Source organism: Marivirga sp. (assembly GCF_035704835.1).
GTDB lineage: Bacteria > Bacteroidota > Bacteroidia > Cytophagales > Cyclobacteriaceae > Marivirga.
In genome coordinates this window covers 1-13,422 of the sequence record NZ_DASSWQ010000094.1, presented here as the reverse complement: position 1 = coordinate 13,422, position 13,422 = coordinate 1, and the positions used below count along the sequence as shown (strand labels likewise).

16 protein-coding genes are annotated in these 13,422 nt (G+C 34.7%); 11 read left to right on the top strand and 5 right to left on the bottom strand.

The genetic code is table 11. From position 1 onward, the window contains the following. The first annotated feature begins 49 nt into the window (after window positions 1-49). Window positions 50-283, top strand: a complete 234-nt coding sequence (locus VFM92_RS16495; protein ID WP_325123333.1) for a hypothetical protein — start codon at window positions 50-52, stop codon at window positions 281-283. Here VFM92_RS16495 and aroB read toward each other — a convergent pair. Both aroB and VFM92_RS16485 read right to left on the bottom strand, forming a co-directional pair. Beyond that, complete coding sequence (gene aroB, locus VFM92_RS16490; protein ID WP_325123332.1) at window positions 278-1,294, bottom strand: 3-dehydroquinate synthase; 1,017 nt, start codon at window positions 1,292-1,294, stop codon at window positions 278-280. The two genes, VFM92_RS16495 and aroB, sit on opposite strands and share 6 nt — an antisense overlap. Then, entirely contained in the window at window positions 1,291-2,394 is a 1,104-nt protein-coding gene (locus VFM92_RS16485) for a bifunctional 3-deoxy-7-phosphoheptulonate synthase/chorismate mutase type II (RefSeq protein ID WP_325123331.1), read from the bottom strand. The genes aroB and VFM92_RS16485 overlap by 4 nt, the downstream gene beginning before the upstream one ends. 671 nt (window positions 2,395-3,065) lie before the next feature. Between VFM92_RS16485 and VFM92_RS16480 the strand changes: the two genes are divergently transcribed. From VFM92_RS16480 to VFM92_RS16455, 6 genes are all read left to right on the top strand, one after another. Beyond that, on the top strand, window positions 3,066-3,611 hold the full coding sequence (locus tag VFM92_RS16480) for a YfiT family bacillithiol transferase (RefSeq protein WP_325123330.1): 546 nt from the start codon (window positions 3,066-3,068) through the stop codon (window positions 3,609-3,611). An 87-nt stretch (window positions 3,612-3,698) separates the two neighbouring features. Continuing rightward, window positions 3,699-4,259, top strand: coding sequence for an AraC family transcriptional regulator (locus VFM92_RS16475; protein ID WP_325123329.1), 561 nt, complete (start codon window positions 3,699-3,701; stop codon window positions 4,257-4,259). An 83-nt stretch (window positions 4,260-4,342) separates the two neighbouring features. Beyond that, on the top strand, window positions 4,343-5,059 hold the full coding sequence (locus VFM92_RS16470; protein WP_325123328.1) for a heavy-metal-associated domain-containing protein: 717 nt from the start codon (window positions 4,343-4,345) through the stop codon (window positions 5,057-5,059). Window positions 5,060-5,230: 171 nt separating this feature from the next. Then, on the top strand, window positions 5,231-5,623 hold the full coding sequence (locus VFM92_RS16465; protein WP_325123327.1) for a VOC family protein: 393 nt from the start codon (window positions 5,231-5,233) through the stop codon (window positions 5,621-5,623). 3 nt (window positions 5,624-5,626) lie between these two features. Beyond that, window positions 5,627-6,592 carry an NAD(P)-dependent alcohol dehydrogenase gene (locus VFM92_RS16460; RefSeq protein WP_325123326.1) on the top strand — a complete coding sequence of 322 codons (966 nt, stop codon included), beginning with the start codon at window positions 5,627-5,629 and terminating at the stop codon, window positions 6,590-6,592. A gap of 54 nt (window positions 6,593-6,646) precedes the next feature. Continuing rightward, window positions 6,647-6,892, top strand: a complete 246-nt coding sequence (locus tag VFM92_RS16455; RefSeq protein ID WP_325123325.1) for a nucleotidyltransferase domain-containing protein — start codon at window positions 6,647-6,649, stop codon at window positions 6,890-6,892. Window positions 6,893-6,999: 107 nt separating this feature from the next. Here VFM92_RS16455 and VFM92_RS16450 read toward each other — a convergent pair whose 3' ends face one another. Together VFM92_RS16450 and VFM92_RS16445 are read right to left on the bottom strand one after the other, a co-directional pair. Beyond that, complete coding sequence (locus VFM92_RS16450) at window positions 7,000-7,542, bottom strand: prephenate dehydratase domain-containing protein (RefSeq protein WP_325123324.1); 543 nt, start codon at window positions 7,540-7,542, stop codon at window positions 7,000-7,002. Next, window positions 7,532-8,602, bottom strand: a complete 1,071-nt coding sequence (locus VFM92_RS16445; RefSeq protein WP_325123323.1) for a bifunctional 3-deoxy-7-phosphoheptulonate synthase/chorismate mutase type II — start codon at window positions 8,600-8,602, stop codon at window positions 7,532-7,534. Before VFM92_RS16445 ends, VFM92_RS16450 begins: the two co-directional genes overlap by 11 nt. A 90-nt stretch (window positions 8,603-8,692) precedes the next feature. Between VFM92_RS16445 and VFM92_RS16440 the strand changes: the two genes are divergently transcribed. The 4 genes from VFM92_RS16440 to VFM92_RS16425 all read left to right on the top strand — a co-directional run bounded on the left by VFM92_RS16440 (window position 8,693) and on the right by VFM92_RS16425 (window position 13,180). Further along, window positions 8,693-9,886 (top strand): proline dehydrogenase family protein, encoded by a 1,194-nt coding sequence (locus VFM92_RS16440; protein WP_325123322.1) that lies wholly within the window; start codon window positions 8,693-8,695, stop codon window positions 9,884-9,886. Window positions 9,887-10,150: 264 nt separating this feature from the next. Then, entirely contained in the window at window positions 10,151-11,878 is a 1,728-nt protein-coding gene (gene lysS, locus VFM92_RS16435; RefSeq protein WP_325123370.1) for a lysine--tRNA ligase, read from the top strand. A 186-nt stretch (window positions 11,879-12,064) separates the two neighbouring features. Continuing rightward, window positions 12,065-12,676, top strand: a complete 612-nt coding sequence (locus VFM92_RS16430; protein ID WP_325123321.1) for an alpha-ketoglutarate-dependent dioxygenase AlkB — start codon at window positions 12,065-12,067, stop codon at window positions 12,674-12,676. Window positions 12,677-12,871: 195 nt separating this feature from the next. Continuing rightward, complete coding sequence (locus tag VFM92_RS16425) at window positions 12,872-13,180, top strand: PH domain-containing protein (RefSeq protein WP_325123320.1); 309 nt, start codon at window positions 12,872-12,874, stop codon at window positions 13,178-13,180. Window positions 13,181-13,195: 15 nt separating this feature from the next. Here VFM92_RS16425 and VFM92_RS16420 read toward each other — a convergent pair whose 3' ends face one another. Continuing rightward, on the bottom strand, window positions 13,196-13,306 hold the full coding sequence (locus VFM92_RS16420) for a YjbQ family protein (RefSeq protein ID WP_325123369.1): 111 nt from the start codon (window positions 13,304-13,306) through the stop codon (window positions 13,196-13,198). Between the last annotated feature and the right edge of the window lie 116 nt (window positions 13,307-13,422).

Below are 13,422 nucleotides of genomic sequence, written 5' to 3'. Positions count from 1 at the left end.
TTTTATATGTTAAGCGTTATTAAATCATCAACTTTTAAATCTTAATTCTATGGGTACCACAAGTAAATCATTTTTTTCATTTTTAGCAGGAGCTGCCGCAGTTTTAGCAGCTGGAGCTTATTTGAGCAGTAAAAATGGTCAAAAAATCACAAAAACGGTAAGTGACCGTTTAAGAAATATCAAAAGACATACAGCGGAAAGTTTAGACTCCGATTGGTTGAATGATTTAAGCGATTCAGCAAATCAAACTGCTAAGTCTTTCCGAGAAAAAATAAAATTATAATAGTTCCTTTAAAGCTTGGTCTATAAGTTCTTCTTCTATTGGAATATCATAGACTGCTTGGCCGATATTTTTGAGTAGACTCAAATTAATACGGCCATTTTGATTCTTTTTGTCTTGTTTGCAAAGCCTTTTTATCTCAGGAAAAGAGGCTTTTTCTATTTTAGGGCTTTCATAAATTTTACTTAACTTCTTTACAACTATCTGATATTCTTCATTACTAAGCAATCCTTTTGATTTACTGATATGTGATTCTGCTATCATGCCTAGACCAATAGCTTCACCATGAAGCAATTCATTTTCAGTGTTCAATAAATGTGTTTCAATAGCATGTCCGATTGTATGTCCAAAATTTAATATTTTTCGCAATCCTTTTTCAGTTGGATCAGATGCTACCACTTCCTCTTTTATTTTCACGGACTGCTGAATCAGTTCATTACTAAATTTTTCAAATCCATTTTCCAAGCAATCATTCCAATGCTTCTTATCTGCTATCAAGCCGTGTTTCAGCATTTCTGCATAACCCGAAATCATTTGATTTTGAGGTAAAGTTTGATGAAATGAAGGATTAATCAATACGGCTTCAGCTTCACAAAACAATCCGATATGATTTTTATAGCCATTAAAATCAACTCCTGTTTTAGCTCCTACGCTTGCATCAACTTGTGATAATAAGGTGGTAGGAATGTTAATAAAACGAATACCGCGTTTATAAGTGCCCGCACAAAATCCTCCCATATCGGTTATAACACCACCTCCCAAATTTATGAGTAAAGCTTTTCGGTCAGCTGTAGCCTCAGTTAAAGTATTCCAGATTAAATTACAACTGTCTAATGTTTTATGTTTTTCACCTGATTTTATTTCAATGAGCTGATGATTTGTTAAATATTCTTTCAGGAACGGATAGCAATGTTTTTTGCTGTTTTCATCTGCTAAAACAAATAACTGTGAGTATTCTACAGAAGCTAAAAGCTCTTTTATATACCTAATTTCTTCAAAATAAACGTTGCTCATATAATTTTTAAAGGTTCTGTATCCTTATTGGCAATTTGTCTTTCTTGCCTTTTTATGGATTCATCATGAATAGAAATCATAAGACTCTTCATGAATTTTTCACTCATATTTTTTTCTACGCCCAATTTGATTCTGCTATCGGTGACATCTTTCCACCTTCCACTTTGGTAAACAGATAATTTATGGGCTTTTTTATAGGCACCTACTTGGTCGATTAAATGAAATCGATCAGAAAGTAAATCTATTAGTTTTTGGTCAATATGATCGATGGAATCACGCATTTCTTTTAAATTCTCAGGAATTTGATTCTCAAAATCTATTCTTCCTCTAAATGAAATTCCTTTAATTAAATTAAATAATTCTGTTGGATTTAATTGTTGTCTGGCATCAGACCAGGCTTTCTTAGGATGGGGATGTGTTTCAATCATTAATCCATCCATTCCGAAATTTAAAGCGCGTTGCGCAACCGCTTGCACCATTTCAGATTTTCCAGCAATATGACTCGGGTCATTAATAATTTCGATTTCTGGCAATTCCAGTTTCAATTGCATGGCTAAATTCCAATTGGGCTTGTTTCTGTATATTTTATCATAAGGGTCGGCAAAACCTCTATGAATCGCAGCCAATTTTTTGATACCAACCCCATTCATTCTTTCTAATGCACCCATCCACAGCGCCAAATCAGGATTTATTGGGTTTTTCACCATTAATGGAATGTCCACACCCTTTAATGAATCAGCAATTTCTTGAACGGAGAATGGATTTACTGTGGTCCTGGCTCCGATCCATAACACATCAATTCCATGCTTTAATGCTGCTTCTACGTGAGTAGTATTCGCAACTTCCACACAAACAGGTATTTTAAGTCTGTTCTTTACTTTTTGTAATAATGGTAATGCTTCTTCACCCAATCCTTCAAAATTTCCAGGCCGCGTTCGGGGCTTCCAAACTCCACCCCGAAACATTCCTATTTGCGGCTCCTTCTCAAAACTGTCACACAAGTCATCAATTTGTTTTTCCGTTTCAACAGAGCAAGGTCCTGCAATAATTACATGTTCCCCAAATCCGAGGCCCCAATCTTTCATTTTCAATGTGTTCATTGTACTGTTATTTTAAATTTTGGACAAAAAAAAGCCCGACTCTTGCGAATCGGGCTTGTAGTATGATTTAGTTTAGTAATTACATAGCATAACAAGAACCAACTCGCCTGAGCGGGAAAAGATAATAATAAAAGTAAAATTGTCCTTGTGTGTTATTCATGCCTTAAATGTATGTGGTGGATTTTTAAAAACAAAATAAAATATCATAAAAAATCAAAATAATTATTAATTTAGCTATCTATCTAACGTTTGTTAGGTTATATATTTTGTTATTTAATTTTTCACGAAATATCCTATTGACGGTATTGGGTAAAGATTGATGATTAATTATTTAAACCCTTTTTTTTGATTTTGATATAGAAAGCTGGATTTTTGATTATAAAATAATCTGTAGATTGAAGGATTATAAGTTGAGCAATATAATTTAAGGTGTAGCATTCAAATATTATAAGTCATAAACAAAACTGTAATGGACATCACCTTTGAAAACTACCAAATCGATTAGTTTAAAATCACTAGAAAATATAGTATAAATGATTTTGATGATAATTGGAAATCCATTTGTGAAAGAGGGTTGAACCCAGAAATGTTTTCCAGAAGATCACCCACATAATTTAAATGGTCGACTTACAACAGTATCTTTTAAACCATACCCTACAAAAATAAAGCAGATGGATATACAAAAACTTAAATTTCCAATTGGAGAATATGTTCCAAATAGAAATCCTGATAAAGAGTTGCTTTCTAAATGGATTAAAGAAATTGAGGATTTCCCGGCTAAGCTTGAAAACTTGACTAAAGGTATTTCCCTTGAAAAACTTAATTGGAACTATAGACCTGGAGGCTGGACGGTTAAGCAGGTCATTCATCATTGTGCCGATAGTCATATGAATAGCCTAATTAGATTCAAATTAGCATTGACAGAAGATACGCCAGTCATTCGACCTTACCGTGAAGATAAATGGGCAGAATTGTTAGATGCACAGGATAATAATATAGAGAATTCTATTAAATTATTATTTGGCTTGCATAGAAGATGGGTAATACTATTGCGCAATCTAAGCGATGAACAGTTAGAATTAGAATTTATCCATCCTGAGCATGCAAAGAGATTTAATTTAGCTGAGGTCATTGGAAACTATGCATGGCACTGCAATCATCATTTGGCTCATGTAAAAAATGGACTTGAATCTAATGGGAAATATAATCGTGACTGATATCTTCATTAGCATTTGAATTGAGACTACAGTTCTTATTAATATTAAATTTACTAGACTTGAAATTGGATTAGATAAATTGAAAAAATGACGATATATATTAAAAATATGGTGTGCAACCGTTGCAAAATGGTTGTGAAATCAATTCTTGAAAAAATAGGGCTTCATCCAATTAAGGTAGAATTGGGGGAGATTGAATTACAGGAGGATGATATTTCTACAGTAAAAGTACATCTTAAACAAGAACTCCAATCTTTAGGCTTTGATCTATTGGATAACAAAAAGACCAAAATCATTGAAAAAGTAAAAAACCGGATTACTGATTTAGTTCAGGATAAAAACAGTGTTCTTAAAGTTAGGCTTTCAGAATATTTGTCTGAAGAATTAAGTCAAGATTACAGTTCCTTGAGTAATTTATTTTCAGAAGTAGAGGGGATAACCATTGAGAAATATTATATTCTTCAAAAAATTGAGAAGGTAAAAGAGCTTTTGGTATATGATGAACTTACTTTGAGTGAAATTGCTTTTCAACTTAACTATTCAAGCGTTGCATATTTAAGCAATCAGTTTAAAAAAGTAACAGGTCTCACACCCAGCTATTTCAAAAAACTACGCACAATTAAACGCAGACCAATAGAAGATTTGTAAATCTTACAAATCACTCCCAAAATACCACAACATTCCTTACTTAATTTGTTGTCAATTTTGCTTTAGGAAATAAAACAAAAAACATGACACACACATATCAAATTACAGGAATGACTTGCGGAAGCTGTGAAGCCAAAGTAAAATCCTCATTACTGAAAGTTAATAACGTATCAGCCGTAGAAGTCTCAAAAGATAATAATTCTGCTACTATCACCATGGATAAGCATATTGGCTTGTCAGATTTTCAGAAGGTACTAGACAAGAAATATCAAATTTCTGCTATCTATCACTATGAAGCAATCGAAAAAAGCAAGGCTTGGTTTAGCACTTATAAGCCTGTGTTACTTATCTTTTTATACATTTTTTCAGTAACTGCACTTGTCGAGATCACGGCAGAAAACATAGACCTGTCCAGATGGATGCGACATTTTATGGCAGGCTTCTTTCTTACTTTTTCGTTTTTCAAAATGTTAAACTTAAAAGGCTTTAAACACAGTTATTTGATGTACGACATAATCGCAAGAAAATTTCCGTTCTGGGGTTATATTTATGCTTTTACAGAATTAATATTAGGAATTGCATTCTTGGTAAATTTCAATCCAATCATTACAAATAGTGTTACTTTCTTAGTAATGTCCGTGAGCATTATAGGCGTTTTACAAACGGTCTTGAACAAAAAAACCATTAAGTGTGCGTGCTTGGGAGATGTATTCAATTTGCCAATGAGTACGGTTACCATCATAGAAGATGGACTAATGATTATAATGAGTCTTGGCATGTTGGCGATGGCGTTGAGCTAAAAAACACCTTTGAAAGGAAGTAGATTTAATCACTTTAAAGTATATTAATCTCACCAAAATAAAAGAGATTGAAATATTATCTCTTTTTGCTACCTTTATTTAAGGTAAGAAAGTATGTTTTTTCACTTCGAAAAAATGAAATAGGGATTTTACCTCAAAATAAATTAAAACATGGCAACACCGTCAAAGAACCCATTTACGTGGGTGGAAATTTATGTAGAAGACATAAGCAGGGCTCAAAAATTCTACGAAGCAGTGTTACAAATCAAAATGATTCCGATGCAGACACCAGGCGGATTCGGTGATTTAGAAATGCTCAGCTTTCCTTGGGCTGAAGGTGGAGCCAATATCAGTGGAGCACTTTGCAAAACTAGTGAGATAAAACCTGGTGCTGGCGGTACATTAGTTTATTTTACCAGTGAAGATTGTGGAATAGAGGCTTCTAGAGTTACAAAATCTGGAGGGAAAATCATCCAACAAAAGCAGCCGCTAAGTGAACACGGATTTTGTAGTATTTGTATGGACACCGAAGGAAATATAATTGGCTTTCATTCAAGTAAGTAGAAAGTGAAGGCAATTGTACATACAAAATATGGCCCTCCAGAAGTAGCTCAATTAATGGAGGTGCCAAAGCCAGGACCAAAAGAAAATGAGATTTTAGTTAAGGTTTATAGTTCTACAGTAAATCGAACGGATGCTGGGCTTCGAAGTGCCAATTATTTTATTTCACGTTTTTTTACGGGGCTGTTAAGGCCAAAAAATCAAATATTGGGCTGTGAGTTTGCGGGCATTGTGGAGGAAACTGGAAATAATATTACACTATTCAAAAAAGGGGATAAGGTTTTCGGCTTTAATGACAATTCCATAGGTGGACATGGAGAGTATTTAACCATAGCTGAAACTGATGCTGTAACTACAATGCCTGAAGGCTTGGATTTTGATGAAGCCGCAGCCATTACTGAAGGGGGGCATTACGCTTTGGTGGATATTAGAGCAGCCAAAGTTAAAGTAGGGCAAAATGTTTTGGTTTATGGAGCAAGTGGAGCAATCGGTACTGCTGCTGTTCAATTATTGAAACATTTCGGAGCAAAAATAACAGCTGTTTGTAATACGAAAAATATGGAGTTAGTACAGGCATTGGGTGCTGAAATTGTTATAGATTATCAAACTCAGGATTTCACTAAAACAGAGGAGAAATTTGATTTCATATTTGATGCAGTGGGTAAAAGCTCATTTGGTCAATGCAGGCCTTTATTGACTGATAAAGGAATTTACATTTCAACTGAATTAGGAAAAAATTGCGAGAATATTCTTTTAGCACTCACTACCTCATTTAGTAAAGGCAAGAAACTTTTATTCCCTCTACCAACAATCACAAAGGAGGACGTCAATTTTTTAAAAGAGCTGGTTCAAAATGGAGAATTCAAACCCGTAATTGACAGGAAATATAGAATGGATGAAATTGTAGAGGCTTATAAATACGTAGAATCGGGGCAAAAAACGGGAAATGTGGTGTTGAAAATAGTGGAGTGATAATGGAATTGGATACTGTCAACTAAATTATGCGAAATAATTAAACAGTTTTAATTGGAAAATTCAGGTTTAACAACAGAAGAGATTTTCAATATAAGGTCTGTTTTTTCAAACTACCCTCAAATTGAGAAAGCACTGATTTATGGTTCAAGAGCTATGGGTAACTATAAACCCGCATCTGACATTGATATTTCTTTAATTGGCGATGACATTGATTTAAGCTTATTAAATCAAATTGAGTTTGATTTAGATGATTTAATGTTACCCTATAAGTTGATATATCAATTTATCATAAAATAAACAACCCTGAATTTCTCGACCATATTAATAGGGTTGGTAAGAATATCTATAAAAGAAAGATAAATTCAAATGTAGTATTAAATTAATAAGAAAGTTGAATACAAGTTTTACCCTGTAAACAACCCAAAACTAGTCTCATTTTTCCCCTTATTGGGAATATTTAATAAAATATCCAAGTCGTAAAATGAGGCAGTTTCCATATGGCAAATGGCTGCAGAATTTCTCTCTTTTTCTTGAGTCACTTTTTCGGCAGCCTCTGAAGTACTCGAGCAGTTGATTAATTCTGCTTCTGGGAATTTTTCAGATATAAAACGCTTAACTTGTTTAAATGCTTCGTCATGTGAGTAGAGCTTTTTTAGGTCTTTTACTTTCGTTCCTGCTTCTGAGCAAATACAAAAAGTTACTTCATAATTCATTTCATCCAAAAGGGTAAAATTTTTATTGATTGTAATTTCATGATTTCCCACTATGCCATTCAGGCTATTAAATAAAGCAATCCAGCCCAGATGCCCTGCTTTTACGGCTTCAAAGACTCCAGCAAAGCTTTCGCAAAATTCAATTTCTTGCTGTCCGCCTAAATATTCTACGCATGATAAATGATGAAATGAACCTTTTGGTCCGAGTGTATAAACTTTCTTTTTATTCTTCATTATATATTTCGGTTTGAATTCTGATGGATTCATCATGAATTTCCTGATAAATGGATTTTACAAATTCAGTGTCTAAATTTAGCTTTTCGCCCCATAAAGGACGGTTTTCTATAATTTTATTCCAACGTTCCAGCTGAAATATAGCAACATTTTTATCTTTCTTATATTGCCCTACCTTTTTTACTAATTCTAATCTTCTAGACAAAACTTCTAATAGTTCTTTATCGGTTTCATCAATTTGGTCTCTTATCCCTTCCAGTTCATTTTTAAAATCTTTATTTGGGAAGCTTTTTTCCCTTATTTTAATTTGGCTAAGCATTTCCTTCAATGCTGTAGGAGTCAATTGTTGCGCGGCATCACTCCATGCTTCATCAGGCGATCGATGTGATTCAATTATCAATCCATCATATTGCAAATCCATGGCTTTTTGAGCTATTTCAAATATGAGATGTCTTTTACCTGCAATATGGCTCGGGTCGTTAATCAAAAGCAATTCAGGATAACGGGATTTTAATTCAATTGGAATCTGCCACAGGGGGATATTTCTATAAATACTTTCCTGATACGTGGAGAAGCCTCTATGAATTGCTCCTAGTTGTTCAACTCCTACGGCATCAAATCTTTCTAAAGCCCCTATCCAAAGTGCTAAATCAGGATTGATAGGGTTTTTTACTAAAACCGGTTTGTCTTTTATACCTCGAACTGCCTCTGCAATTTCTTGTACATTAAATGGATTGACGGTGGTTCGTGCACCTACCCATAAAATATCGATATTATTTTTTAAGGCTAATTCTACATGTTCTGGAGTAGCGACCTCAATGGCAAATTTAATATCTGGATGGAGCGATTTCGCTTTTTTAATCCATGGAAAGGCAATTTTTCCAACTCCTTCAAAGCTGTTTGGTCTTGTTCTTGGTTTCCATACCCCAGCTCGGATGGTAGTAAATCCATTTTCTACCAGTTGCTTAACAGTTTCCAATAATTGCTCTTCAGTTTCTGCACTGCATGGTCCCGTAATAATCCAAGGTTTCTTACCTGAATACCAATTTTTAATCTGCATAAAAATTTTAATAAAAAGATGTAAGTTAATCAAATTAACAAAAAGCAAGTGAGTTCGTTTTCCTTATATTTGCAGAATTAACAGAAATTTATGGAAATAACTACAAACCCAATTTTTGATGATGTATCCATTGCGTACACCAGTAAGTCAGATAAGCAACTGAAAAAAGCATATTGGCTGTTCTCTATGATGAATAGAGGTTGGCTAGTATCTATTGGAAAGTTCTTTGTAAAGCTTGGCTTCGCTTTGCGTTTACCCATAAGCAAAATCATTTACTATACTGTATATGACCAGTTTTGTGGTGGAGTTACGATCAAAGATAGTCAGGAAACGATAGATGAATTGGCCACTCATGGAATTGGTACTATTTTAGATTATTCCGTGGAAGGAGCCGAAAATGAAAAAGGATATGAGGCCACTATGGAAGAGGTTTTGAGGACGATTGACCGTTCGGCCAATGATGATAAACTGCCATTTTGCGTATTTAAACCAACTGGAATGTCTTCATCGAAGGTGTTTGAAAAAATACAAGCCGGTAAAGAACTGACTGAAAAAGAACAAGGAAGTTACGATCGCTCTAAGGCAAGAATTGATAAAATTTGTAAAACAGCATTTGATAGCAATGTTAGAATATTAATTGATGCGGAAGAAAGCTGGTTACAAAATCCAGTAGATGCTATTGTTTATGAAATGATGGAAAAGTACAATAAAGAAACAGCCATTGTTTATAATACTTTTCAAATGTATCGGGCAGATATGTTTGATAATTTAAAGAAAGCTTATCAAAGAGCTAAAGAAAAAGGCTATTTCTTAGGTGTGAAGTTAGTGAGAGGTGCCTACATGGAAAAGGAAGCGGACAGAGCTGAAGAAATGGGTTATCCAAATCCAATTCAAATCTCTAAGGAAAGGACTGATATAGATTATAATTCAGCTTTAGAATTTTGCGTAGAGAATATTGAAAATATCTTCATGTGTAACGGAACGCACAATCAGTATAGTAATTATTTCTTAGCCTACATGATGGATAAACACGGTATCAAGCCAAATGATGAAAGAATTTTCTTTGCGCAATTGTATGGGATGAGTGATAATATTTCATTTAACTTGGCAGATAAAGGCTACAATGTGGCTAAATATGTTCCCTATGGGCCAGTTAAGGCCGTAATGCCATATTTATTCAGAAGAGCAGAAGAAAACACCGCAGTTGCCGGACAAAGTAGCAGAGAATTCTCTTTGATTAAGGAAGAGTTGCAAAGACGGAAAGAAGAGAGGAAGAAAAGTTGAAGCCCCCTAATCCCCAAAGGGGGGATTGGCAGTATATAATGTTAGAAGATGAAAGTAGGAAGTTGGGTGATGGATGTAGGGTGAGGTCAGTACCGCAGGTCAGACCGGAAATTGCTTGCCAATAGACAAAATAGCCTAGCCACCTTTTATCTTACAGAAAAGACATTTAGCAGATTCTTAGTCAGATTTATCTAATTTAATTAGACTTACTTTATCTTTGTACCCAATACTTTGTACACATATTACAAATTTTATCAAACAATGATGCATTTAAGCGAACAGGAAATAGAAAGAAGAAAAGGTAGGGAAGAATTAATGAACATGGGGATTAATCCTTATCCCGCAGAGTCATTTGAGGTAAATGTTTCCGCTCAGGACATTAAGCAAAATTATGAGAGCGACAAGCTGAATTATAAAAATATCAGTATTGCAGGTCGTTTGATGAGCAAAAGGATAATGGGAAAAGCTTCTTTTGCGGAAATTCAGGACAGCACAGGAAGGATTCAAATCTATATAAGTAGAGATGAAATTTGCCCAGATGAAGATAAGGCCTTCTATAATACTGTTTTCAAAAAGTTACTGGATATCGGTGACATTATCGGAATAAAAGGCTATGTTTTTACTACTCAGGTAGGAGAGATTTCTATTCATGTTAAGGAATTAACCGTACTGACCAAATCACTTCGTCCCTTGCCTATCACCAAAGAAACGACCGATGAGCAAGGAAATGTAAAAAGATATGATGCTTTCACAGATTCTGAGCAAAGATATCGTCAGCGTTACGTGGATATGATCGTAAATCCGGAAGTGCGTAATACGTTCAAGAAGAGAACGCAATTGGTGAATTCTATGCGAACTTTCTTGGGCAATAAGGGCTATCTAGAAGTAGAAACGCCTATTCTTCAGCCATTATACGGTGGCGCTGCAGCACGTCCGTTTAAAACACATCACAATACCTTGGATATGACTTTATATCTAAGAATTGCCAATGAGCTTTATCTAAAAAGATTAATTGTTGGAGGTTATGATGGGGTTTTTGAATTTGCCAAAGACTTTAGAAATGAAGGAATGTCACGATTCCACAATCCTGAATTTACGCAAGTGGAATTGTACGTGGCCTATAAAGACTATCAGTGGATGATGAATTTGGTGGAGGAAATGGTGGAAAAAGTAGCCATGGACATTCACGGCACTACAGAAGTGAAAGTGGGCAAAAATATCATCAATTTCCAAAGACCTTGGAAACGCTATACCATGTATGAAGCCATTGAGCATTTTACGGGTATCGATATTTCAGAAATGAATGAAGAGGAATTAAGAAAAACTGCTGAAAAACTACATGTTCCTGTGGATGATTCCATGGGGAAAGGAAAATTGATAGATGAGATTTTCGGTGAGAAATGTGAAGCACAATTAATTCAGCCGACTTTCATCACAGATTACCCAATTGAAATGTCTCCATTGGCGAAAAAACACCCGACCAAAGAAGGTCTGGTGGAGAGATTTGAAGCCATTTGTAATGGTAAAGAAATCTGTAATGCATTCTCTGAGTTGAACGACCCTATTGATCAGCGTCAACGATTTGAAGAGCAATTGGAGCTAGGAAAAAGAGGAGATGATGAAGCCATGGTTTTGGATGAAGATTTCTTACGTGCTTTGGAATATGGGATGCCGCCAACAGCAGGTTTGGGTATCGGAATTGACCGTTTGAGCATGATTATGACCAACAGCAATTCCATACAGGATGTTTTGTTTTTCCCACAAATGAAGCCAGAGAAAAAAGCGAAAGTAGCCACTGAAGCCGATTTCGTAGCAGCAGGAGTACCAAAAGAATGGGCTCCAGTAGTGATGGAAGCAGGAATTAGAACTGTAGAAGAATTAAAAGAAACTAAGCACACTAAATTGCATCATCAGATATCAGGTTTGAAGAAGAAAATGAAATTGGATATCCCGAGTGTAAGTCCGGAGGATGTAAAAGAGTGGACAAGCTAAAATGATGGGTAAAGGGTGATGGATATAGTAGGATTAGGTCAGCACCGAAGGTCAGTCGTAATTAGCTAGTAATAGAAAAATAGTCAATTGACGAAACACTAGAGAGCCGGTATAGCCGGCTTTTTTGTGGAGATAACATTATTCTATATTTCTGATCCACTATACATTTATACTAAATCTATTAAAATGAAGCTATTCGATGAGTCTTTTGACCCTGATAAAAATTTATTACCCCATGATGGTATTGTGCATTATTATGGGCGAATATTTAATAAAGAAGAGTATTCACACTTTTACGATAAGCTGTTTAATGAAATAGAATGGGAGCATGATAAAGCTATTATTTTTGGAAAAGAAATCATCACCAAACGGAAGGTAGCTTGGTATGGGGAAAAACCATTTTCTTATACCTATTCGAAAGTAACCAAATATGCCAAGCCCTGGACTGATGCTCTCAAACAAATTAAGCAAGAAGTGGAAAAAAAGTCAGGAGAAACCTATAATTCATGCTTATTAAATTTATATCATTCAGGTGAAGAGGGCATGGCCTGGCATAGTGATGGCGAGAAAGATTTGAGAAAAAATGGAGCGATTGCCTCAGTAAGTTTTGGAGCAGAACGGAAATTTGCTTTTAAGCATAAAGATTCTAAAGAAAAAGTTGAAATATGGCTGGAAAATGGATCCTTGCTGGTAATGAAAGGTACAACCCAAAGCCACTGGCTCCACCGATTACCTCCAACAAAGAAAGTAAATTCACCCAGAGTCAATCTAACGTTTCGAAGTATTGTGAATCAATGATTTCAATTGATTAAAGTATGATTTTCTATCTTTTAAGGAATTTATTTGGTACCTTTTATAAACGTTAATTAAATGACTATGAAATATCGATCTAAAGTTTCTTATGGGTTATTAATTTTTATATTCCTTATCTTTTTTACTCCGTTTTTATTGGACTTTATTAGTAATGGATTCAATCAAAATTTCATATTCGATATGGTTTTTCCTCTAATTCTTTTTGGTTTCATATTGTATTTGTTTTTTGATACTGTGTATACAATTCATAATGGTCAGTTGAAAATTAGATTTGGATTTTTCTCCTTTAAACCTATTGAGATACATGAGATTAAGGAGATTTCTAAGACTAGTAGTATCTTATCTTCACCAGCCCCTTCTTTTGATAGAATTGAAATCAAACACGGGAAATTTGGGAGTGTGGTCATCTCTCCAAAAAATAAACTTTCCTTTTCAAAAGATTTGGTTCACCTAAATCCTGAAATCAAAAATAATTTGATAGCTGGATGAAAAGAGAAGTTGTATTTAATCTCCCATCACTGTAATTGTAATTTTTCTTCCGCCTGCATGATTACGGTGTTCACACAGATAAACTCCTTGCCAAGTGCCAGTAAGTAGTCGACCCTTAAAAACTATTTAATACATTGATTATCAATTATTTAATTAATAAAAAGCTTTGATTTTTTTGCAAGTTTTCGTATTTTCCTGACAGAAACCTTGCAAATATTGATGCATGAAACCCATTAAAAAAG

Coding starts and splice junctions, on each gene's coding strand:
- VFM92_RS16495 (WP_325123333.1), top strand. CDS start 50: ATGGGTACCACAAGTAAATCATTTTTTTCATTTTTAGCAGGAGCTGCC.
- aroB (WP_325123332.1), bottom strand. CDS start 1,294: ATGAGCAACGTTTATTTTGAAGAAATTAGGTATATAAAAGAGCTTTTA.
- VFM92_RS16485 (WP_325123331.1), bottom strand. CDS start 2,394: ATGAACACATTGAAAATGAAAGATTGGGGCCTCGGATTTGGGGAACAT.
- VFM92_RS16480 (WP_325123330.1), top strand. CDS start 3,066: ATGGATATACAAAAACTTAAATTTCCAATTGGAGAATATGTTCCAAAT.
- VFM92_RS16475 (WP_325123329.1), top strand. CDS start 3,699: ATGACGATATATATTAAAAATATGGTGTGCAACCGTTGCAAAATGGTT.
- VFM92_RS16470 (WP_325123328.1), top strand. CDS start 4,343: ATGACACACACATATCAAATTACAGGAATGACTTGCGGAAGCTGTGAA.
- VFM92_RS16465 (WP_325123327.1), top strand. CDS start 5,231: ATGGCAACACCGTCAAAGAACCCATTTACGTGGGTGGAAATTTATGTA.
- VFM92_RS16450 (WP_325123324.1), bottom strand. CDS start 7,542: ATGAAGAATAAAAAGAAAGTTTATACACTCGGACCAAAAGGTTCATTT.
- VFM92_RS16445 (WP_325123323.1), bottom strand. CDS start 8,602: ATGCAGATTAAAAATTGGTATTCAGGTAAGAAACCTTGGATTATTACG.
- VFM92_RS16440 (WP_325123322.1), top strand. CDS start 8,693: ATGGAAATAACTACAAACCCAATTTTTGATGATGTATCCATTGCGTAC.
- lysS (WP_325123370.1), top strand. CDS start 10,151: ATGCATTTAAGCGAACAGGAAATAGAAAGAAGAAAAGGTAGGGAAGAA.
- VFM92_RS16430 (WP_325123321.1), top strand. CDS start 12,065: ATGAAGCTATTCGATGAGTCTTTTGACCCTGATAAAAATTTATTACCC.
- VFM92_RS16425 (WP_325123320.1), top strand. CDS start 12,872: ATGGTTTTTCCTCTAATTCTTTTTGGTTTCATATTGTATTTGTTTTTT.